This window comes from Streptomyces sp. NPDC052040 (genome assembly GCF_044548405.1).
Lineage (GTDB): Bacteria > Actinomycetota > Actinomycetes > Streptomycetales > Streptomycetaceae > Streptomyces.
Map to the genome: position 1 here is coordinate 52,768 of NZ_JBIUBV010000010.1, position 21,017 is coordinate 73,784.

The 21,017-nt window shown below is 71.9% G+C and carries 17 protein-coding genes; 8 read left to right on the forward strand and 9 right to left on the reverse strand.

What is annotated here, in order from left to right:
- Positions 1–53 precede the first annotated feature (53 nt).
- Together ACIHAA_RS20815 and ACIHAA_RS20820 are read right to left on the reverse strand one after the other, a co-directional pair.
- Positions 54–1,790: a hypothetical protein gene (locus ACIHAA_RS20815; RefSeq protein ID WP_399819213.1), complete on the reverse strand. Its 1,737-nt coding sequence runs from the start codon at positions 1,788–1,790 to the stop codon at positions 54–56.
- A gap of 618 nt (positions 1,791–2,408) precedes the next feature.
- Entirely contained in the window at positions 2,409–3,536 is a 1,128-nt protein-coding gene (locus tag ACIHAA_RS20820; RefSeq protein WP_399819215.1) for an alpha/beta hydrolase, read from the reverse strand.
- Between the two features lie 229 nt (positions 3,537–3,765).
- Here ACIHAA_RS20820 and ACIHAA_RS20825 point away from each other — a divergent pair, with 229 nt between their 5' ends.
- The 6 genes from ACIHAA_RS20825 (at position 3,766) to ACIHAA_RS20850 (ending at position 9,053) form a co-directional block, all read left to right on the forward strand.
- Positions 3,766–5,568 (forward strand): phosphatidylglycerol lysyltransferase domain-containing protein, encoded by a 1,803-nt coding sequence (locus ACIHAA_RS20825; RefSeq protein WP_399819217.1) that lies wholly within the window; start codon positions 3,766–3,768, stop codon positions 5,566–5,568.
- A 213-nt stretch (positions 5,569–5,781) separates the two neighbouring features.
- Positions 5,782–6,714 carry a dihydropteroate synthase gene (gene folP, locus ACIHAA_RS20830; protein ID WP_399819219.1) on the forward strand — a complete coding sequence of 311 codons (933 nt, stop codon included), beginning with the start codon at positions 5,782–5,784 and terminating at the stop codon, positions 6,712–6,714.
- Positions 6,711–7,214 carry a nuclear transport factor 2 family protein gene (locus ACIHAA_RS20835; RefSeq protein ID WP_399819221.1) on the forward strand — a complete coding sequence of 168 codons (504 nt, stop codon included), beginning with the start codon at positions 6,711–6,713 and terminating at the stop codon, positions 7,212–7,214. The genes folP and ACIHAA_RS20835 overlap by 4 nt, the downstream gene beginning before the upstream one ends.
- 259 nt (positions 7,215–7,473) lie before the next feature.
- Positions 7,474–7,833 (forward strand): dihydroneopterin aldolase, encoded by a 360-nt coding sequence (folB, locus tag ACIHAA_RS20840; RefSeq protein ID WP_399819223.1) that lies wholly within the window; start codon positions 7,474–7,476, stop codon positions 7,831–7,833.
- Positions 7,830–8,441, forward strand: coding sequence for a 2-amino-4-hydroxy-6-hydroxymethyldihydropteridine diphosphokinase (folK, locus tag ACIHAA_RS20845; protein ID WP_399819225.1), 612 nt, complete (start codon positions 7,830–7,832; stop codon positions 8,439–8,441). The genes folB and folK overlap by 4 nt, the downstream gene beginning before the upstream one ends.
- A gap of 120 nt (positions 8,442–8,561) precedes the next feature.
- The gene (locus ACIHAA_RS20850; protein WP_399819227.1) at positions 8,562–9,053 is read left to right on the forward strand and encodes a DUF3180 domain-containing protein; all 492 of its coding nucleotides are present in this window, start codon (positions 8,562–8,564) and stop codon (positions 9,051–9,053) included.
- Positions 9,054–9,128: 75 nt separating this feature from the next.
- On the opposite strand, the gene folE is transcribed toward ACIHAA_RS20850, so the two are convergent.
- The 6 genes from folE to dacB form a co-directional block, all read right to left on the reverse strand.
- Positions 9,129–9,734 (reverse strand): GTP cyclohydrolase I FolE, encoded by a 606-nt coding sequence (gene folE / locus ACIHAA_RS20855; protein WP_399819229.1) that lies wholly within the window; start codon positions 9,732–9,734, stop codon positions 9,129–9,131.
- A 154-nt stretch (positions 9,735–9,888) separates the two neighbouring features.
- On the reverse strand, positions 9,889–11,913 hold the full coding sequence (gene ftsH / locus ACIHAA_RS20860) for an ATP-dependent zinc metalloprotease FtsH (RefSeq protein ID WP_399819232.1): 2,025 nt from the start codon (positions 11,911–11,913) through the stop codon (positions 9,889–9,891).
- Between the two features lie 218 nt (positions 11,914–12,131).
- Positions 12,132–12,692, reverse strand: coding sequence for a hypoxanthine phosphoribosyltransferase (hpt, locus tag ACIHAA_RS20865; protein ID WP_399819489.1), 561 nt, complete (start codon positions 12,690–12,692; stop codon positions 12,132–12,134).
- A gap of 233 nt (positions 12,693–12,925) precedes the next feature.
- On the reverse strand, positions 12,926–13,981 hold the full coding sequence (gene tilS / locus ACIHAA_RS20870) for a tRNA lysidine(34) synthetase TilS (RefSeq protein ID WP_399819234.1): 1,056 nt from the start codon (positions 13,979–13,981) through the stop codon (positions 12,926–12,928).
- 193 nt (positions 13,982–14,174) lie between these two features.
- Positions 14,175–15,308, reverse strand: a complete 1,134-nt coding sequence (locus tag ACIHAA_RS20875; RefSeq protein ID WP_399819236.1) for a zinc-dependent metalloprotease — start codon at positions 15,306–15,308, stop codon at positions 14,175–14,177.
- A 256-nt stretch (positions 15,309–15,564) separates the two neighbouring features.
- Positions 15,565–17,211: a D-alanyl-D-alanine carboxypeptidase/D-alanyl-D-alanine-endopeptidase gene (dacB, locus tag ACIHAA_RS20880; RefSeq protein ID WP_399819238.1), complete on the reverse strand. Its 1,647-nt coding sequence runs from the start codon at positions 17,209–17,211 to the stop codon at positions 15,565–15,567.
- 79 nt (positions 17,212–17,290) lie between these two features.
- On the opposite strand from dacB, the gene ACIHAA_RS20885 reads away from it, so the two are divergent.
- Positions 17,291–17,782, forward strand: coding sequence for an inorganic diphosphatase (locus ACIHAA_RS20885; protein ID WP_399819491.1), 492 nt, complete (start codon positions 17,291–17,293; stop codon positions 17,780–17,782).
- A 128-nt stretch (positions 17,783–17,910) separates the two neighbouring features.
- On the forward strand, positions 17,911–19,704 hold the full coding sequence (locus ACIHAA_RS20890; protein ID WP_399819240.1) for a threonine/serine exporter ThrE family protein: 1,794 nt from the start codon (positions 17,911–17,913) through the stop codon (positions 19,702–19,704).
- A gap of 34 nt (positions 19,705–19,738) precedes the next feature.
- On the opposite strand, the gene ACIHAA_RS20895 is transcribed toward ACIHAA_RS20890, so the two are convergent.
- Positions 19,739–20,908: a DedA family protein gene (locus ACIHAA_RS20895; RefSeq protein WP_399819493.1), complete on the reverse strand. Its 1,170-nt coding sequence runs from the start codon at positions 20,906–20,908 to the stop codon at positions 19,739–19,741.
- Positions 20,909–21,017: the final 109 nt, after the last annotated feature.

Sequence of the window (21,017 nt, forward strand, 5' to 3'; positions counted from 1 at the left end):
AAAGGGGGGCGGCGGCACCGGAGTGCCGCCGCCCCCCTTTCCGGAAGCCGTGCTCAGGAGGCCGCGCTGCGCAGCCCCTGGAGGTCGATCTGCTCCGTCTCGTCATGGGCCGTCAGATCGATGACCTGGCCGACGCGCAGTGCCCGCGGGTCCACCGGCTTGAAGCCGGACTCGGACTCCGCCTTGTGCATCGCGAGAGCCTCCTGCCCGACGACGTCCGCGAGGTCCTCGTTCTGTACGGCGGCCAGGGTGTCCCCCGACTGCTTGGTGCCGAAGAAGTCGAAACCGCCCTGCGCGGCCGGGCGGCGCGGCGGGTCGGCCTGCGGTACGACGGCGACGGCGGTCGGCACGGTGAAGTGCCCGGTGGCATGGGCCGGCCTGGTCGCGGCGGGCTGGGGCTGCTGTGCGGTCGGGGCACCCGGGTACTCCCGCCCGGCGGCCTCCGCACCGTCCTCCTCGGCCTCCGCGCCCGCGGCTTCCGGTACGGCTCCGGCCTCCGCGGCGGGGGCCTTCCTGCCACCGCCGCTCCCGGGACCGTCGTCCTCCGGGGGGTGCGGCGGAAGCGACGCGGCCGCGCGGACCGCCGAGCCGCCCTCCTCGCCGGACCCGGCCGCCTGGCCCTCGCCACCGTCCACAGCCTCCTGAGCGGCGTGGCCGTCCTGCGCCGGGGCGGCGGACACCTCCGCGTCACTGTCCTGCGCCGCTGCGGCGGGTGCTTCCGCATCGCCGTCCGGCGCCGGTGCGGCGGCTTCGGCGGGGGCGCCCTCCGTCCCGGACTGCTCCGCCGCCGCGCTCCAGGCGTTCTCGACCAGTTGGGTCAGCGCGGAGTCGGCCCGCGGCAGGAACGGGGCCCCCGCCGGGGACTGCGCCCCCGCGTCCGCCGCCTCCTGCCCCGCTACGGCAGCCTCCGCGTCCCCGTCGGCCTCGTCCTCAGCAGCGTCCGAGCCCTCTTGACCGTCCTGGACCTGGGCCTGAGTCTCGTCAGGGGCCTTCACACCGCCGGAAACCTCGAAGCCAGCCTCGGACTCGGCGCTGTCCGCACCCCCGGAGTCACCGGACACCTCCGAGTCACCGGAAGCCTCTACGTCACCGACGGCCTCCCCGCCACCGACGGCCTCTCCGGCGCCGGAAGCCTCTTCGGCACCGGTAGGCGTCTTCGAGCCACCGAAGGCATCGAAGCCACCGGTCGCCCCCGGCTCCCCGGTCCCGGCCGTGCCCTCGGGCAGCTTCGCGTCCCCGGGCTTCCTCGGTGCCCCGAGCATCTTCGGCACCCCGGGCGCCTTCGCTTCCCGGAGCCCCCGCGCGTCCCCCGGCTCGCTTGCCCCGGCCGTGTCCGATGCCCCCGCGGGCAGGGCCCGTGCCGACTGCGGTGTCTCCACGGCCAGCAGGCGGCGGTCCTCCAGGGCGGTCGCGCGTTCCGTCTCGGCGGTGGCGTAGCGCCGCAGCAGGGCCGCGTGCTCGTTGCGCAGCTTGGCCAGTTCCGTGCGCTTGGCGCGCAGCTTCTGCTCCAGCTTGGCGCGCAGCTCGCGCGACTCCTCCAGGTCGGACTCCAGCTCCGCGACCCGCTCCTCGTGGCGCCATTCGTCGCTCGCCCGCGCGCGCGTGAGGTCCGCGACATGTTTGCCCGCGGCCACGTCCCAGCGGCGCATCACCACAGCGCCCAGCGCCGTCGTCACCGCGGCACCCGCGGCCAGCCCACGGAGCACCAGGGGCTCCGTGAACAGCCAGGGCCCCCCGGCGCAGACGATCGAGACGCCGGCGATCACCGAAGACGGCAACAACCTGTGCAAGGGCGGAGAATGGCGGTGACGTCCACGTGGCATGGCCAGAAACTTACCGCGCGTAGGCGAATGATGGTGCCCCGCCCGGTAAAAACACGGCCACTCCTCCACCTTCCCACCTCCCCGGCACACCGGAAACGGAAGAACGGCCCCCAAAACCTGTGCATTACCTTCCGGCGCGCATAGGGACGCATAGGGACCGGGCGCCCGGGACCGCTGCCCGACCGGCCGGCCCCGCGGCCCCCGCGCGGCTGCTCCGGGGCCGTCCGCGGCCCTCCGGAAGCCTCCCACCGCACGTCCAACCGCCCGTCCAACGGCCCTTCCCACCGCCCTTCCAGGCACCCTTCGAGGCCCTTCGAGCACCGTTCAAGATCGTTTATTGGCGGCCACCGCGAACTCCCCGGCCGGGTCCGGGATCCGCAGCCGAATGCGGCACGACGGCAACATGACGACAACACGGCGGCATACCGGACGGCATACAGGCGGTGCCTGTCCGATACCCGATCGATACCCGTCGGCGAATTCGGATCCGCAGCGGCCGCAACAGCGGCAGGGGCCCGCTCCGCGGTGCGGAGCGGGCCCCTGCATTGCGCCGAATTCGCGCCGGACCGGAGCGGATTCACGCACTCAGCGGTCGCTGAGCCGTCCGCTCAGCCACTGGAGTGCCGCCGGGATCTCCCGCCGCCAGGTGTTGAAGTTGTGGCCGCCGCTGTCCAGGATGATCGACGAGATCCGGGTGGGCTTCCTCGCCTCCACCGCCTGCATGAACTTGAGGGTCGCCGGGTAGTCCGGCTCGCCGTGCCTGCTGCTGGTGACGAGCAGTGAGGTGTCCGGAGCGGGACGGTGCTTGATGTACCACATCAGGTCGGCCTCGTTGCGCAGGTTCTTGTCCCCGCGGAAGAGGTCGCCCGTGGTCGGGTCGATCGGCGCCTTGTAGTACGGCGACAGGCCCGCCCCGGCGGCGTAGACCTGCGGGTGGTGCATCGCCAGCTTCAGCGCGCAGTAGCCGCCCGTCGAGTCGCCGATGATGCCCCAGCTGCCCGGCTTCTTGCCCACCCGGTAGTGGCTCCCGACCGCGTCCGGGAGGTCCTTGGCGAAGAAGGTCTCGGTCTGCGGGCCGTGCGGGATGTCCACGCACTCGGTGTCCCGCGGCGGCGCCACGGTCGGCCGCAGCATCACCAGGATCATCGGCTGCATCGTGCCGTTCTTGGCCAGGTCGTGGGCCGTCTGCGGGTAGTGCAGCGCCTTGATGAGCGCCTCGGCCGTGCCCGGGTAACCGGTGAGGACCACGGACGCGGGGAAGGTCCGCGTCCGGTACTGCGGCTGGAAGTACTCCGGCGGGAGGTACACATAGGCGGGCGAGGCGATGCGCGAGGTGCGCCCCACGATGTCGACCCGCTGGATCTGACCGCCGATCTGCGGCCGCGTACCGCCCGGCACGTTCACCTGGCGGGTGCCGACCACCTGGAGGGGGCCGCCCGTCGACCCGGCCGGGCCGTGGTTGACGACCACGCCCTCGGCGTTCTCCTGGCCGAAGAGGTCGGCCCAGCTGCCGTAGAAGCCGAAGGCCTGGTTGGCGGCGAGCCCCACCGAAGCGAAGATCATGACCTGAGTGGCGAACAGCAGACCGACTCGTCCGCCGACGACCAGCCAGCCGCGCCGTGCCAGCCGTGGCCAGTACCACACCGTGCCGACGAACAGCAGCACCGCGAGTATGACCGCCAGCACCAGCACCTTGTTGCTCGTGAGACCCATGGGCTCTTTCCCTGCCTGCTTTCCGACCCCCGGGCCACGACCCGCACCTTCGTGCGGACTTGCCCCGGACTTTCCTTCGCCTTTGACCCGGCTTTGAGATGAGGAGTGAACCTCTCTCCCCGTGACACCGTCCTAGAGGGCGCAATGTCGCCGGATGAGCCAATCGGCACCGGACACAAGGTCTCTCGCAGAACTACGGGATGCGATGTCTGTCAGGATAGATGGGGAAATGTCGGGCGAGGTTCCGGAACGGTCCAGTGTGGTGCGCCGCATACTCCGCGGTCCGCGCCCGGAGTCCGTTCCCGCACTGGTCGCCGGGGCCTGCACGCTCGTGGGGCTCCTGGACATCGCCGCGGGCGTCTTCCCGCGCTTCCGTCACAGTCGCATGCACCGCATCGTCGAGGTGCTGCCCGGCGCCTTCGGTCCGTTCGCGGCGGCCCTCTCGCTGAGCGCGGGCGTTCTGCTGCTGCTGCTCGCCCACGGGCTGCGGCGGCGCAAGCGCCGGGCCTGGCGGGCGGCCGCAGTGCTCCTGCCGGCGGGCGCCATGGCGCAGTTCGGCTACCGCCACTCCATTATCGGGGTTCTGTTCTCCCTGGCGCTGCTGCTGCCGCTGCTGCGCCACCGGAGTGAGTTCGCGGCCCTGCCCGACCCGCGCAGCCGCTGGCGGGCGCTGGCCAACTTCGTTCTGATGGGCGCCGGTTCACTGGGCCTCGGCCTGATCATCGTCAGTGTCCACACGCACCGCATGGTCGGCAACCCGAGCCTGTCCGACCGTATCGAGCACGTCCTGTTCGGACTGGTGGGCTTCGAGGGCCCGGTCGACTACACCGGCGACACCTCCTGGACGGTGGGCTTCTCGCTCGGCGCGCTCGGTCTGCTGACCGCGGTCACCACGATCTATCTGGCCTTCCGCCCCGAACACCCGGCCGCCCGGCTCACCGAGGAGGACGAGGCCCAACTGCGCGCCCTGCTGGTGAAGCACGGTGCCCGCGACTCCCTCGGCCACTTCGCGCTCCGCCGCGACAAGGCGGTCGTCTTCTCCCCCAGCGGCAAGGCGGCGGTCACCTACCGGGTGGTCTCCGGCGTGATGCTGGCCAGCGGCGACCCGATCGGCGACGTGGAGGCCTGGCCCGGCGCCATCGAACGGTTCATGGACGAGGCCAAGGCCCACTCCTGGACCCCCGCGGTCATGGGCTGCTCGGAGACGGGCGGCGAGGTCTGGACCCGCGAGACCGGCCTGGACGCCCTCGAGCTGGGCGACGAGGCGGTGGTGGACGTCAAGGATTTCTCCCTCACCGGGCGTGCGATGCGCAACGTACGCCAGATGGTGAAGCGCATCGAGCGAGCCGGTTACGAAACCCGGGTGCGGCGCATCCGTGACCTCAGCGAAGGTGAACTGGACCGGATACGGCGCGCGGCCGAGGACTGGCGCGGCACGGACACCGAGCGCGGCTTCTCCATGGCGCTCGGCCGGATCGGCGACCCCGCCGACGGCGACTGCCTGATCGCCACGGCGCACAAGCAGGACGACGTCCCGGGCCCCTACGGCGACCTGAAGGCGATCCTGCACTTCGTGCCCTGGGGCACCGACGGCGCCTCGCTGGACCTGATGCGCCGTGACCGCTCGGCGGACCCGGGCATGAACGAGCTGCTCATCGTGGCCGCCCTCCAGGCCGCCCCGAAGCTGGACATCGAGCGCGTGTCGCTGAACTTCGCCATGTTCCGTGCGGCGCTGGCGCGCGGCGAGAAGATCGGCGCGGGACCGGTGCTGCGGGCCTGGCGGGGGCTGCTGGTCTTCCTCTCCCGCTGGTTCCAGATCGAGTCCCTGTACAAGTTCAACGCCAAGTTCCAGCCGCGCTGGGAGCCGCGCTTCGTGGTCTACGCCTCCCCGCGCGACCTGCCGCGCATCGGCCTGGCCGCGATGCAGGCGGAGGGCTTTGTGAACCTGGCGCTGCCGCTGCTGCGCCGCGCGACCCCGGTCCGCCGCCCCTGCGCCCACGCCCTGCACGACCACGGCGTCCACCCGGCCTGACACACCTGCCGACCTCAGGTCGCCCCCGCCGGGCAGTCCGGGCGGGGGCTCCGGCCCACCCGGCCCAGGAGCTCCCGCCCGGACATCCCCACCCCGCCGGGCTGCCCCCAGGTACCCCGCCCGCCCCGCCGTACACCTCCCCGTTTCCGTTCCCGGTCCCGAACCGGGACCCGCGGGCCGAGCCCGGGGCCACCGGGGGCCTACGCTGAACGTATGAGCACGAAGACCGGGCGGGGCCACGTGGCGGGCCTTCCTGCATGGGACCGCTGCGCGGTCATGGGCGTGGTGAACGTCACCCCCGACTCCTTCTCCGACGGCGGCCGCTGGTTCGACACCACCGCGGCTGTCAAGCACGGCCTCGACCTCGTCGCCCAGGGCGCCGACCTCGTCGACGTCGGCGGGGAGTCCACCCGCCCCGGAGCCGCGCGGGTCGACGAGGCCGAGGAGATCAGGCGCGTCGTCCCCGTCGTGCGCGGTCTCGCCTCCGAGGGCGTCACCCTCTCCGTGGACACCATGCGCGCCTCGGTCGCCGAACAGGCCCTGGCAGCCGGTGCCGCCCTCGTCAACGACGTCAGCGGCGGCCTCGCCGACCCCGCGATGATCCCCGTCGTCGCGGCCTCCGGAGCCCCCTTCGTGGTGATGCACTGGCGCGGCCTCCTGACGGGCGGGGCCGTACAGGGCGTCTACGAGGACGTCGTCACCGAGGTCGTCGACGAGCTGCGCGCCCGGGTGGACGCCGTGCTCGCGGGCGGCGTCGCCCCCGACCGGATCGTCGTCGACCCCGGCCTCGGCTTCTCCAAGGAGGCCGAACACGACCTCGCCCTGCTCGCCCGCCTCGACCGGCTGCACTCCCTCGGCCACCCCCTGCTCGTCGCCGCCTCCCGCAAGCGGTTCCTGGGCCGCGTCCTGGCGGGCCCCGGGGGCGCGCCCCCGCCCGCCCGCGAGCGCGACGCCGCCACGGCCGCCGTCTCCGCTCTCGCCGCGCAGGCCGGTGCCTGGGCGGTCCGGGTGCACGAGGTGCACGCGACGGCCGACGCGGTACGCGTCGCACGCGCCATCGAAAGGGCACACACGGGCGACCCCGCGCCGGGCACCGTCACAGGCGGTGCACGCCCCGCCACCGGGTCGCCCGAGGGAGCCCGGTGAGCACCGCCCACACCGACGTCGAAGAGGTCGAGCAGGCCAACACGGCCTTCTACGAGGCGCTGGAGCGGGGTGACTTCGAGGAGGTCTCCTCCCTCTGGCTGACGCCCGCGGACCTGGGCGTCGACGAGGAGTTCCACGACCCGGCCGACGCCGGTGTGATCTCCTGCGTCCACCCCGGCTGGCCCGTGCTGACCGGCCGCGGCGAGGTCCTGCGCTCCTACGCCCTGATCATGGCGAACACCGACTACATCCAGTTCTTCCTGACCGACGTCCATGTGTCGGTGACCGGTGACACCGCCCTGGTGAGCTGCACCGAGAACATCCTCAGCGGCGGTCCCGCCCCCGGGGAGGGCGAGGAGCTGGGCCCTCTCCTGGGCCAGCTGGTCGTCGCCACGAACCTCTTCCGCCGCACCCCCGACGGCTGGAAGCTCTGGTCCCACCACGCCTCGCCCGTACTGACCGATTCCACCGAGGACGAGGAGGAGGAATCCCCCGGGTGAGCAGGTGGCATATCCCCGAGGACTGGGTAGGCGGCGGGGAGTGGCGGGAATCACCTACCCCCGGGTAGGCGCCGCCCGCCGCCCCGCAAGCCACCGCATTCCCCAGGGAAAACACCCGATGAAGCCCACGGCCGCGAGAGCAGCGCACGCTTTCCGAAGCGAACGCCGCCGGTGCCCGCAGGTAGATTCGTTCGAGGCCGGTGTACCGACCGCACTCGGTGCGTCCCTGCCGTTACCGACGATTGCAGGAGTGATTCGCGTGGATCGTGTCGCGCTGCGCGGCCTGAAGGCCCGCGGGCACCACGGCGTGTTCCCCAAGGAACGCGAGGAGGGCCAGACCTTCATCGTGGACGTCGTCCTGGGTCTGGACACCCGTCCGGCCGCGGCCGACGACGACCTGTCGAAGACCGTGCACTACGGCATCGTCGCCGAGGAGGTCGTGGCCCTGGTCGAAGGGGAGCCCGTGGACCTCGTCGAGACGCTTGCCGAGCGCATAGCGCTCTCCTGCCTGAAGCACGCCCCGGTCCGCGAGGTCGAGGTCTGCGTGCACAAGCCGGACGCGCCGATCACGGTCCCCTTCGACGACGTGACCGTCACCATCACCCGGAGCCGAGCATGAGCACTTTCTTCCCCGGGGGTCAGAGCGACCCGACCGTACAGCCGGTGCCCGCCTCCGTGCTGGAACGGGTGGACGCCGCCGACACCACGCTCCAGAACCCCAAACGGGCCGTGATCTCCCTCGGCTCCAACCTGGGCAACCGCCTGGAGAACCTCCAGGGCGCCATCGACGCCCTGGAGGACACCCCGGGCGTCCGGGTCAAGGCGGTCTCGCCGGTGTACGAGACGGAGCCCTGGGGCGTGGCCCCGGGCAGCCAGCCCACGTACTTCAACGCGGTGGTCGTGGTGAAGACCACCCTGCCCCCGTCCTCGCTGCTGGAGCGGGCGCACGCCGTGGAGGAGGCCTTCCACCGGGTGCGGGACGAGCACTGGGGCGCGCGCACCCTGGACGTCGACATCATCACGTACGCGGAAGTCGTCTCCGACGACCCGGTGCTGACGCTCCCCCACCCCCGGGCCCATGAGCGGGCCTTCGTCCTCGCGCCCTGGCACGACCTGGACACGACCGCCCTGCTGCCCGCCCGCGGCCCGGTGGAGGATCTGCTCGCCGATGTCACCCGGGAAGGTGTCACGCCCCGCCCCGACCAGGAACTCCGGCTGCCCGAGTAGTCGTTAAGGTCTACCGGGCCGGGATCTTCCCGGCTCCGCGACCGTGCACGGGCCACCGTGCGGGGCGACCGCGGACGTGACGACCGCGCACGGGCGGCCGCCGGCAGACGAAGGGGCATCGTGAAAGAGCTGCGCATCAGGACGCTGGCGGCGGTGTTCGTGGTGGCCGGAGTGCTCTCCTGGGCAGCCGCCCGCCTGTGGAACGCGGTGGGCACCCTCCCCCGGGTCCCCCTGGCGGCGCCCGTGGTCCTCGCCCTGATCGCCGTGGTCCTGCTGGCCACGGCGCTCTCGCTGCGGGCCCGGTTCAAGGCCCAGCGGGAGCGCCGCCCCGGCGCCAAGGGCGTCGACCCGCTGATGGCGGCCCGCGCGGTCGTCTTCGGCCAGGCGAGCGCCCTGGTCGCCGCCCTGGTCGCCGGTATGTACGGCGGCGTGGGCGCCTTTCTGCTGGGGTCCCTGGACATCCCCGCGATCCGCGACCAGGCCATCTACGCGGGCTTCTCGGTGGTGGCGGGCATCGCCGTCATAGCGGCCGCCTTCTTCCTGGAGCGCGTCTGCCGCCTCCCGGAGGACGACGAACACGACGGCAGCGGCAGCACCACCCCGGTCTCCTGACTCGCCGGGACCCAGCGACCACCCCGGTGTCCCGGCCCGCCGGGGCCCGGCGGGTCTCAGAAGCCGCCCAGGGGCTCAGCGCGCCATGATGAGGCTCATCGCCTCGTTGCGGGTGGCCGCGTCCCGCAGCTGGCCGCGCACCGCCGAGGTGATGGTCTTCGCACCCGGCTTGCGGATACCGCGCATCGACATGCACATGTGCTCGCACTCGATCACGACGATCACCCCGCGGGGCTCCAGGATCTCCATCAGGGAGTCCGCGATCTGCGTCGTCAGCCGCTCCTGCACCTGCGGGCGGCGCGCGAAGACGTCCACCAGCCGGGCCAGCTTCGACAGGCCCGTGATCTTCCCGGTGGCGGACGGGATGTAGCCGACGTGCGCGACCCCCCGGAACGGCACCAGGTGGTGCTCGCAGGTCGAGAACACCTCGATGTCCTTCACCAGCACCATCTCGTCATGGCCCAGGTCGAAGGTGGTCGTCAGGACGTCCTGCGGCTTCTGCCAGAGCCCGGCGAATATCTCCCGGTACGCCCGGGCCACCCGCGCCGGTGTCTCGCGCAGGCCCTCCCGGTCGGGGTCCTCGCCGACCGCGATGAGCAGCTCCCGTACGGCGTTCTCCGCGCGCTTCTCGTCGAACTCGCCGATCGTGCCCTCGCCGTCCAGCGTCACCGGGTCGGTCATCTGGTGCCTCGTTCCTGCGCCTGCGACACGTGCGGATCACGCGCCTGATGTGCGGCTGTCGTGCGGCTCAGGGAAATGCCGCGCCCCCCAAGGCTAGAACCCTGGGGGGCGCGGCAGAAATTCCGGGCCCTGCGGGGCCCGCGGACAGCGGGGATCAGCTCTCCCTGCGGTCCTCCGGGGCCGTCTCGGTGGGGAGGGCCTCGGTCGCCTTGGCGATGGACGGGGTCGCACCGTTCGCCCCGTTCGTCAGCGCCAGCTCCTTCGGGGAGAGCACCGGCGGACGGGTGGACGGCGTGCGGCGCGAGGAACCGGTCCAGGCGGGCCGCGGCGGGCGCTTGACGATCGAGGCGAAGATCTCGGCGATCTCCTCCTTGCCGAGCGTCTCCTTCTCCAGCAGAGCCAGCACCAGATTGTCGAGGACGTCGCGGTTCTCGACCAGGATCTCCCAGGCCTCGTTGTGCGCGTTCTCGATGAGATTCTTGACTTCCTCGTCCACCAGCGCGGCGACCTCTTCCGAGTAGTCGCGCTGGTGGGCCATCTCACGTCCGAGGAAGGGCTCGGTGTTGTCGCCGCCGAACTTGATCGCGCCCAGACGCTCGGTCATGCCGTACTGGGTGACCATCGCGCGGGCCGTGGAGGTGGCCTTCTCGATGTCGTTCGCGGCACCCGTGGTCGGATCGTGGAAGACCAGTTCCTCGGCCGCGCGGCCGCCCAGCATGTAGGCCAGCTGGTCCAGCATCTCGTTGCGCGTCGTGGAGTACTTGTCCTCGTCCGGGAGCACCATCGTGTAGCCGAGCGCACGGCCACGGGACAGGATGGTGATCTTGTGGACCGGGTCGGAGTTCGGCGAGGCCGCCGCGACCAGGGCGTGTCCGCCCTCGTGGTACGCGGTGATCTTCTTCTCCTTGTCCGACATGATCCGGGTCCGCTTCTGCGGGCCCGCGACCACACGGTCGATCGCCTCGTCCAGCATGTGATTGTCGATCAGCTTGCGGTCGCTGCGGGCCGTGAGCAGGGCCGCCTCGTTCAGCACGTTCGACAGGTCGGCGCCGGTGAAGCCGGGGGTGCGGCGGGCGACGGCGGCGAGGTCGACGTCCGGGGCGACCGGCTTGCCCTTCTGGTGGACCTTGAGGATCTCCAGACGGCCCTGCATGTCCGGGCGGTCGACCGCGATCTGGCGGTCGAAGCGGCCGGGGCGCAGCAGCGCCGGGTCGAGGATGTCGGGGCGGTTCGTGGCGGCGATGAGGATCACGCCGCCCTTCACGTCGAAGCCGTCCATCTCGACGAGCAGCTGGTTCAGGGTCTGCTCGCGCTCGTCGTGACCGCCGCCGAGGCCGGCGCCGCGATGGCGGCCGACCGCGTCGATCTCGTCGACGAAGACGATCGCCGGGGCGTTCGCCTTGGCCTGCTCGAACAGGTCGCGGACCCGGGAGGCACCGACACCGACGAACATCTCGACGAAGTCGGAACCCGAGATCGAGTAGAAGGGCACGCCCGCCTCGCCCGCGACGGCGCGCGCGAGCAGCGTCTTGCCCGTACCGGGAGGCCCGTAGAGCAGGACGCCCTTGGGGATCTTGGCGCCGACCGCCTGGAACTTGGCCGGTTCCTGGAGGAACTCCTTGATCTCGTGGAGTTCCTCGACGGCCTCGTCCGCGCCCGCGACGTCGGAGAACGTCGTCTTCGGGGTGTCCTTGGTGATCAGCTTGGCCTTGGACTTCCCGAAGTTCATGACCCGGGAGCCGCCGCCCTGCATCTGATTCATCAGGAACAGGAAGACGACCACGATCAAAACGAAGGGCAGCAGGGAGAGCAGGATCCCGACGAACGGGTTCTGCTTGGACGGCGAGACCGTGTAGCCGTCCGGGATCTGCTTGGTCTGGTACTTGTCCTGAAGGGTGTTCGCCAGGGTCACGCCCTGGTTGCCGATGTAGCTCGCCTGGATCTTCGAGCTGCCCTCGACCTTCTGGCCGTTCTTCAGGGAAACCTTGATGATCTGTTCGTCGCCGGTGGTCAGCTTGGCCGACTGGACCTTGTTCTCATTGATCGCTGCGACGACCTGGCCTGTGTCCACCGTCTTGTAGCCGCCGGAGGAGCCGACGACCTGCATCAACACGACCACGGCAAGGACGGCCAGCACGATCCACATGACCGGCCCACGGAAGTATCGCTTCACGTCCATCCATACGGAGCGGTGCCGCCCCGTCCCTCCTGCCATAGTGAGTTTGATAAAGACAGTTCTTCTGACGGTACCCCAGGATGGTCGCCCGCAGCCGCGGGGACCGCTGGTACACCGCCCACGCATGCTCCAACGGCGCGAGACCCGCTGGGGTTCCCGAACGTCCAGAAACAGCCTCGTCCGGGGGGTCCGGCCGTCACCGACGGCCGGACCCGGGAGGATCAGCCGCCGTAGACGTGGGGCGCGAGCGTACCGACGAACGGAAGGTTGCGGTACTTCTCGGCGAAGTCGAGGCCGTAGCCGACCACGAACTCGTTGGGGATGTCGAAGCCGACCCACTCGACGTCGATGGCGACCTTGGCCGCCTCCGGCTTGCGCAGCAGCGTGCACACCTTCAGGGAGGCGGGCTCGCGGGAGCCGAGGTTGGAGAGCAGCCAGGACAGGGTCAGGCCCGAGTCGATGATGTCCTCGACGATCAGGACGTGCTTGCCCTTGATGTCGGTGTCGAGGTCCTTGAGGATCCGCACCACACCGGAGGACTGGGTGCCCGCGCCGTACGAGGACACCGCCATCCAGTCCATGGTGACGGGGGTGGACAGCGCCCGGGCGAGGTCCGCCATGACCATCACCGCGCCCTTGAGGACGCCGACGATCAGCAGGTCCTTGCCCGCGTACTCCGCATCGACCTTCGCGGCCAGTTCGGCCAGCTTCGCGTCGATCTCTTCCTTGGTGATGAGTACCTGCTTGAGGTCGGCACCCATGTCTTTCGCGTCCACCCGCATCACTTTCGGTCGTCCCGCCGCTTTTGATTGCCGCGCGCCGTCGGGGCGTCTGTGCCGCTGCGGAACGGATCGCCCGTCCGCGGACACCCCCGCGGGGCGGCCGCGACGGCCGGGGCCCTCGCGGCCGGCGCCCCGCTGTCCCTCGCGACAGCGGCACACCCCTTGGCTCGCTCGCGCGGCCGACCGGTCCGCCCCGAAGAGCTGACCGGGCGCCTCCCGCAGGGGGCGCGTTTTCAGCCGTGCCGAATCACCAGTCTGCCACCCTGACGCTGGGCCACGACTTTGCCCGGGAGATTGATGGCTCCCTGGCCGCGCCAGCCGGTGATCAGACGGTCGACTTCCTCGATGTGACGGGCGAAGAGCGAACCGGCCGGAGCGCCCGCCTCGATGGCGGCGCGGCGCAGGATCCTGCGGCGTACGGCGGGGGGCAGGGCGTAGAGCTTCGCGCACTCCAGCAGGCCGGTGGCGTCGCGCACGGCGGTCTCCGCCTGGCTGGCCCAGGCGTCGAGGGCGTCGGCGTCGTCGCGGGAGAGCTGGGCGGTGCGGGCGAGTGCCTCGACGACTCCCTTGCCGAGCGCCTTCTCCAGGGCGGGCAGGCCCTCGTGGCGGAGCCGGGAGCGGGTGTACGCGGGGTCGGTGTTGTGGGGGTCGTCCCAGACGGGCAGGGACTGGGCCATGCAGGCCTTGCGGGCGGTCTGGCGGTCGAGGTGGAGGAAGGGGCGCCGGTAGCGGCCGCCGGCCCCCGAGACCGCGGCCATGCCCGACAGGGAGCGGATGCCGGAGCCCCGGGCGAGGCCCAGCAGCACGGTCTCCGCCTGGTCGTCGCGGGTGTGCCCGAGGAGGACCGCCAGGGCGCCGTGGCGCTCGGCGGTGGCGTCCAGGGCGGCGTAGCGGGCGTCGCGGGCGGCCGCTTCGGGGCCGCCGTCCCGGCCGACGGTCACGGCGACGGAGACGACCGGGTCGAGGCCCAGTTCGCGCAGGCGCAGGACCACCTCGTCGGCGCGCAGGTCGGAGCCGTCCTGGAGGCCGTGGTCGATGGTGATGCCGCCGGCCCGGACGCCGAGCTTGGGGGCCTCGAAGGCGAGGGCGGAGGCGAGGGCCATCGAGTCGGCGCCGCCGGAGCATGCCACGAGCACGAGCGGCGCGAGGGAACGCTCGTGGGAGGGGATGTGGCTGCATCCGGGCGGGGTCCGGCCGGTGTTCTGTTCTGAGGTGTGCTCGGTGAGGAGGTCGTGGAGGACGCGGCGGACCGCCAGGCGTATCGCCGCGACCGCAGGATGGGGACCCATGTCCGGTTCCCTTCATGAAGTTGTCGGGGGGTGAGCCCGATTGCTGGTCACTCAGAGTGTGTAAATGGTGACAGAAACGGGCCGTTCCCCGAGCATTGCACGCCTACCCATCGCCCACGGTCCCTCGGACGGGTGATTGGCGGGGCGTTCACCTGCCGACGGCCGGATTCGTTTCACACCTCCCGCGCACGGCTCACGGCTCGGCGCGGCGGTGCACCCGCGCGACCCAGTCCGCCGGTTTGGCGATCTCGGCCTTGGTGGGGAGGGTGTTGGGGGAGGTCCACACGCGGTTGAAGCCGTCCATGCCGACCTGGTCCACCACGGCTCGTACGAACCGCTCCCCGTCACGGTACTGCCGCAGCTTGGCGTCCAGGCCCAGCAGTCTGCGCAGGGCGAGATCGAGCCGGGAGGCGCCCTTGGCGCGGCGCTGCTGGAACTTCTCGCGGATCTCGGCGACGGAGGGCACGACCGCGGGGCCGACGCCGTCCATCACGAAGTCCGCGTGCCCCTCCAGGAGGGACATCACGGCGGTCAGCCGGCCGAGGATCTCCCGCTGGGCGGGTGTCTGGACGAGTTCCACGAAGGAGTGGCCGTCGTCGCCCTCCTCGCCTTCCGTACGGCCCCCGGCGAGCGACTGGACGGCGTCCCGCAGGCGCTCCAGGACCGTCATGGGGTCGATGTCGGTCTCCGCGAGGAACGACTGGATCTCGCCCTCCAGATGGTCGCGCAGCCAGGGCACCGCGGTGAACTGCGTGCGGTGCGTCTCCTCGTGCAGGCAGACCCAGAGGCGGAAGTCGTGCGGGCGGACGTCGAGTTCGCGTTCGACGTGCACGATGTTCGGTGCGACCAGCAGCAGCCGTCCGCCGCCGTTGCCGCCCGCGGGCAGGTCGCGGGTGGCCGGGGCGAAGGTCTCGTACTGGCCGAGCACCCGGGAGGACAGGAACGACAGCAGCATGCCCAGCTCCACGCCGGTGACCTTGCCGCCGACGGCGCCGAGGACGGATCCGGCGGGGGTGTTCCCGCGCCGCAGCTCCATCTTGTCGAGGAGGGGCTTGAGGATCTCCCGGAATCCGGCGACGTTCGCCCGCACCCAGCCGGGCCGGTCGACGACCAGGACGGGGGTGTCGTGCAGGCCCTCTTCGCCCATACGAGTAAAGCCCCGGACGTGTTCCTCCGAGGCCTTCGCGTGGCGGCGCAGCTCCGCGACGACGGCCCGGGCCTCCTCACGGCTCACCTCGGGACCGGGCCGTACGAGCCGGGTCGCGGTCGCCACCGCGAGATTCCAGTCGACCATCCCAGCAGATCCCGCACCACCGATGCTCGTCATGCGTCAACGGTACGTGAGCACCGCCGCTCGGGGCAGGGCAGCGCAGCGCGGACAGCCCCCGGGGTCTCTCGTGTGGATCGGGCCGGATGGGCCCTGGGGTCTTTCGTTGGGATCGGGCCGGATCAGGGAGCGGGGTCTGGTGCCGTGCATCGCAAGGCGGAGGAGGCCGTCGTGGCGGAGCCATGGCAACCGACGACAACGCCGCGAGGCGCGGTGCCAGGGCCCGCGAGCCCGGCCTGATCCAAACGGAGAGGCCCTAGCGGCAGCCGCAGCCCGCCAGTGCCGCCGCCGTGCGGTCCAGGGCCGTCCGGGCGGCCGTGGCGTCCATCGAGCCGTCCGTCAGGAAGGCGAAGGCCAGCAGCCGTCCGTCGGTGTCGACGACCGTCCCGGCGAGGGTGTTGACCCCGGTGAGGGTGCCCGTCTTGGCCCGTACGAGGCCGATGCCGGAGCGTTCGGCCGGGTCGGTGTAGCGGTCGCTGAGGGTGCCGGTGAAGCCCGCCACCGGCAGCCCGGTCAGGACCGCGCGGAGTTCGGGGTGGGCGGGGGAGCCCGCGGTGGCCAGCAGTGAGGTCAGCAGATCCGCGGTGAGCCGGTCGTCGCGGTTCAGCCCGCTGCCGTCGTGGAACCGGCTCCCGGCGAGGGGCAGCCGCTCCTTGCCGAGCCGGTCGGCGATCGCGGCCGCGCCCCCGGCGAAGCTCGCCGGGCGGCCGTCGGCCAGCGCGGTCTGACGGGCGAGGGTCTCGGCGATGTCGTTGTCGCTGTTGGTGAGCATCCGTTCGACCACGGCGGACAGGGGCGGCGACTGGACCCGGGCGAGGGTCTCGGCGCGGGGTGCGGACTTCGCCGCCGGGATGTCGGTCCGGGAGGGCTTGATGCCGCGGGCGCGCAGCAGTGCGGCGAAGGTGCGGGCCGCGTCCCCCGCCGGATCGGTGCTGCGGTCGGCGGGCCCGCTGGTGGTGTCGTCCCTGCGGCCCTCGTCGGCCGTCAGGGCGGTGACCGGGGCGAGGTTGGGGTTGACCCCGATGGGGTGCAGCGCCTCGCCGGTGAACAGGGAGGCGTCGTAGGCGAGCGCCGGGGTGGTCAGTCCGCGCTTCTTCAGGGCGGCGGCGGTGGAGTCGGCGAGGGTGCGCAGGCTCGCCCAGCCGTCGGCGCGGGCGCGGGCCGTCAGCGTGGGGTCGCCGCCGCCGGCGAGCACCACCGTGCGGGTGCCGGGGTCGAGCACCGTGCGGGTGGTGAAGCGGTGGTCGGGACCGAGGGCGGAGAGCGCGGCCACCGCGGTGGCGATCTTGGTGGTGGAGGCGGGTGTCAGCGCCTCGTCCGCGTCCTTGCCGTACAGCCGCCCGGCGGTCTCCACGTCGACGACGGCGGCGCTGCGGCGGGGGCCGAGGGAGGAGTCCGCCAGGAGCTTGTCGAGGGCGGCCGCCAGGGGGCGCGCGCCCGGCGCCCGGCCGGCGCCGACTCCGGACAGCACGGGGGCGGCGCTCGGCGCGGGCGCCGGTGACTGGGCCGCGGCCCCGGCGCCCCGGCCGTGATCTGCGCCACCCTCGCGGTCCCACGCTGCGGCCCGGTCGCGCTCGGCCGTACGCTGGCCGGAGGAGTCCCAGGGACCGGCTGCGGTCGCGGTACCGACCGCGAGCGCCAGGCCCAGGACGGCGGCGACCGCCGCCAGCTGAGGGGTGGTGAGCCTCCCGGCGCGCGGGCGCGCGAGCTGCGCAAGCCGTGCGGCGTGCGGTTTCACCACTCCGGTGAGCCGTGCCGTACGGGGTCCCACGGTCTGCGCGATCCGCCGTACTCGCGGTCGCACGGCCCGGGACGCATGTGCGAGGCGTGGTCGCACGGCTCGTGCGACCGGCGCCAGACGCCGTCGCGCGGCCCGCCAGGCCCTCAGCTCCGGCACGACCACCAGCCCCTTTCGCGATCACACACCTGCGTGAGGGACACTTAACCACCAGAACTATGTGTTGATCATGGAGGAGCCACCGGTGGAGTTCGACGTCACGATCGAGATTCCGAAGGGTTCGCGGAACAAGTACGAGGTGGACCACGAGACCGGTCGTATCCGCCTGGACCGTCGACTCTTCACCTCGACCAGCTACCCGGCCGACTACGGCTTCGTCGAGAACACCCTCGGCGAGGACGGCGACCCGCTGGACGCGCTGGTCATCCTTGAGGAGCCGACCTTCCCGGGCTGCCTCATCAAGTGCCGCGCCATCGGCATGTTCCGGATGACGGACGAGGCGGGCGGCGACGACAAGCTGCTGTGCGTCCCGGCGTCCGACCCGCGCGTGGAGCACCTGCGGGACATCCACCACGTCTCGGAGTTCGACCGTCTGGAGATCCAGCACTTCTTCGAGGTCTACAAGGACCTGGAGCCCGGCAAGTCCGTCGAGGGCGCCGACTGGGTGGGCCGCACGGACGCGGAGGCCGAGATCGAGCGTTCCTACAAGCGCTTCGAGGAGCAGGGCGGCCACTGACCCCTGCCGACCGCCGCACGGGCCGCGTGATCCCCACGGGGGTGACGCGGCCCGTTCGCGTCCGGGTGCGCATACTGAGGCGTACAGGAGGTACGCGCTGAGGCGTACGGGTGGTACGCGCGGGGCACATGGCTGCGGGCAAGGCGAGAGAGGCGCAGGTGGCGGAGCCGGACACGGAGGACCGCAAGCCGCGGTCGGACGAGGCGAGGAGCGCGTTCGCGCCCCCCGGGCCGGGGGACGACGACGCCTCCCTGATCACCTCCGAGTTCACGATCCCGCTGGGACTCGAGGTCCCGGCGGCCGGCACCGCCGATTCGTCCACGACCTCGGAGTTCGCCGTTCCCAAGGGTCTGGACGTGCAGAGCACCGAGAGGGAGTCGGAGACGACCTCCGAGTTCCTGGTGCCCGACGGTCTGGAGGTCCAGCCGCCGCCAGCCGAACCGGAGGGCTCGGCGTTCACCGTGCCGAGCACCTACAGCGTCCACGACGCCCCGGCCGCCTTCACCCCCGCCTCCGGCATACCCGTGGTCCGGCTGACCAAGGAGGCGCCCTGGCAGGACCGTATGCGCACCATGCTGCGCATGCCGGTGACCGAGCGGCCCGCGCCGGAACTCGTGCAGAAGACCGGGGAGACGGGCCCCGCCGTGCCGCGCGTGCTCGACCTGACCCTCCGTATCGGCGAACTGCTGCTGGCGGGCGGCGAGGGCGCCGAGGACGTGGAGGCCGCGATGTTCGCGGTCTGCCGGTCCTACGGGCTGGACCGCTGCGAGCCGACCGTCACCTTCACCCTGCTGTCGGTCTCCTACCAGCCGTCCCTGGTGGAGGACCCGGTGTCGGCGTCCCGCACGGTGCGCCGCCGCGGCACGGACTACAACCGGCTGGCGGCCGTCTTCCGGCTGGTGGACGACCTCAGCGATCCGGAGACCGCGATATCCCTGGAGGAGGCCTACCGGCGGCTCGCTGAGATACGCAGGAACCGGCACCCCTATCCGGGCTGGGCACTGACCGGGGCCGGCGGACTGCTCGCCGGTGCGGCCTCCATCCTGGTCGGCGGTGACCTCGTGGTGTTCATCGCCGCGGCGGTCGGCGCGATGCTCGGCGACCGGCTGGCCTGGCTGTGCGCGGGGCGCGGGCTGCCGGAGTTCTACCAGTTCACCGTGGCCGCGATGCCCCCGGCCGCGATCGGTGTGGCGCTCACCGTCGCCCATGTCGATGTGAACGCCTCCGCCGTGATCACCGGTGGACTGTTCGCCCTGCTGCCCGGACGGGCCCTGGTGGCGGGTGTGCAGGACGGGCTGACCGGCTTCTACATCACCGCGGCGGCCCGCCTGCTGGAGGTCATGTACTTCTTCGTGGGCATCGTCACCGGCGTGCTGGTGGTCCTGTACTTCGGGGTGAAGCTGGGCGCCCAGCTCAATCCGGACACCGCCCTGAGCGTCTCGCAGCGCCCGGTGGTGCAGATCATCGCCTCGATGCTGCTGTCCCTGACCTTCGCGGTACTGCTCCAGCAGGAACGATCCACCGTGCTGCTGGTGGCCCTCAACGGCGGAGTCGCCTGGTGCGTCTACGGCGCCATGCACTACCCGGGCCGTTTCTCGCCGGTCGCCTCCACGGCCGTGGCGGCGGGTCTGGTGGGCCTGTTCGGGCAGCTGCTGTCGCGCTACCGGTTCGCGTCCGCGCTGCCGTACACGACCGCCGCCATCGGGCCCCTGCTGCCCGGTTCGGCCACCTACTTCGGTCTGCTGTCGATCGCCCAGAGCAACGTCGACAAGGGCCTGGTGTCCCTGGCGAAGGCCGCCTCCCTCGCCATGGCCATCGCGATCGGGGTGAACCTCGGTTCGGAGATCTCCCGGCTGTTCCTGCGGATTCCGGGCGGCGACGCGGCGGGCCGCCGGGCGGCCAAGCGGACCCGCGGCTTCTGACGCCCCGCCCGGCCCGCGGTGTCCGCGGCGGCGGTCAGTTCTGCCGGTGGCCCTGGCCGTAGGGGTTCGGCTGCGGGGGCTGCTGCTGCCGGTCGTCCTGCCCGGAGCCGTACGGCTGCTGCTGGGGGTAGCCCTGCGGGGGCTGCTGCGGGTAGCCCTGCGGAGGTTGCTGGGCGTAGGGGCCGCCGTGGCCGCCGTAGTGGTCCGCGTAACCGCTGCCGCCCTGGCCGGTGCCGTACGGCTGCTGCTGCCCCTGGCCGCCGTAGCCCTGGCCCTGCTGCTGACCGTAGCCCTGGCCCTGCTCGCCGTACGCCTGCTGGCCGTAGGCCCCCGGCGCCTGCTGGGCCTGCTGCGCCTGCTGGGCCTGCTGGCCGTAGCCCTGGGCCTGCTGGCCGCCGTAGCCCTGGCCCTGGTGGCCGTAGGCCGGGTCGGGGTGGCCGTAGGCCCGGGCCGGGTCCTGGGGGGCGGGCGGTACGGCGCGCAGGCGGGTGGTCGCGTCGTCCATGACCGGGGCCTGCTGCTGGCCGTAGGGGGCTCCCGGGAAGGGCGGGGGCTGCGGAGCCTGCTGCTGGGCGGTCGGCGCCTTCTTGGCCTTGGCGCGGGCCCGCAGGAACTCGATGGCGATCGGGACCACCGACACCAGCACGATCAGGATGAGGATCAGCTCGATGTTCTCCCGGACGAAGCCGATGTTGCCCAGCCAGGAACCCAGCAGGGTGACGCCCGCCCCCCACAGGACGCCACCGATGACGTTGAAGACCAGGAACGAGCGGTACCGCATGCCGCTGACACCGGCGACGATCGGTGTGAAGGTGCGCACCACCGGCACGAAGCGGGCCAGCACCAGCGACTTCGGGCCGTACTTCTCGAAGAACTCGTGCGCCTTGACCACGTTCTCCTGCTTGAAGAGACGTGAGTCCGGGCGGTTGAAGAGCGAGGGGCCGACCTTCTTGCCGAACATGTAGCCCGCCTGGTCGCCCAGGATCGCGGCGACGCAGATCAGCGCGATGGCCCCCGCCAGCGGGAAGCCCAGCTGATGGGACGTGATCAGCAGACCGCAGGTGAACAGCAGCGAGTCGCCCGGCAGGAAGAAGCCGATCAGCAGCCCGGACTCGGCGAAGACGATGAGGAGCAGACCCCAGATTCCGAAGGTGTCCAGGAGGTAATTCGGATCCAGCCAGCTCGGGCCGAGGGCAAGCGTCATCACGGTTCCGGGCTCCTGAGGGGGTGAGGGGAGGCGCGGCGCACCCCGGGGGACGGGCGGCACGACAGCGATGGCCGGACAAAGCTATCAACGCGCGGTGGCCCCGACG

Bases quoted from the DNA above. Each gene is read 5' to 3' on its own strand.
- ACIHAA_RS20820 (WP_399819215.1), bottom strand. From the start codon at position 3,536: ATGGGTCTCACGAGCAACAAGGTGCTGGTGCTGGCGGTCATACTCGCG.
- ACIHAA_RS20825 (WP_399819217.1), top strand. From the start codon at position 3,766: ATGTCGGGCGAGGTTCCGGAACGGTCCAGTGTGGTGCGCCGCATACTC.
- folP (WP_399819219.1), top strand. From the start codon at position 5,782: ATGAGCACGAAGACCGGGCGGGGCCACGTGGCGGGCCTTCCTGCATGG.
- folK (WP_399819225.1), top strand. From the start codon at position 7,830: ATGAGCACTTTCTTCCCCGGGGGTCAGAGCGACCCGACCGTACAGCCG.
- folE (WP_399819229.1), bottom strand. From the start codon at position 9,734: ATGACCGACCCGGTGACGCTGGACGGCGAGGGCACGATCGGCGAGTTC.
- ftsH (WP_399819232.1), bottom strand. From the start codon at position 11,913: ATGGACGTGAAGCGATACTTCCGTGGGCCGGTCATGTGGATCGTGCTG.
- hpt (WP_399819489.1), bottom strand. From the start codon at position 12,692: ATGCGGGTGGACGCGAAAGACATGGGTGCCGACCTCAAGCAGGTACTC.
- tilS (WP_399819234.1), bottom strand. From the start codon at position 13,981: ATGGGTCCCCATCCTGCGGTCGCGGCGATACGCCTGGCGGTCCGCCGC.
- ACIHAA_RS20875 (WP_399819236.1), bottom strand. From the start codon at position 15,308: ATGACGAGCATCGGTGGTGCGGGATCTGCTGGGATGGTCGACTGGAAT.
- ACIHAA_RS20890 (WP_399819240.1), top strand. From the start codon at position 17,911: ATGGCTGCGGGCAAGGCGAGAGAGGCGCAGGTGGCGGAGCCGGACACG.
- ACIHAA_RS20895 (WP_399819493.1), bottom strand. From the start codon at position 20,908: ATGACGCTTGCCCTCGGCCCGAGCTGGCTGGATCCGAATTACCTCCTG.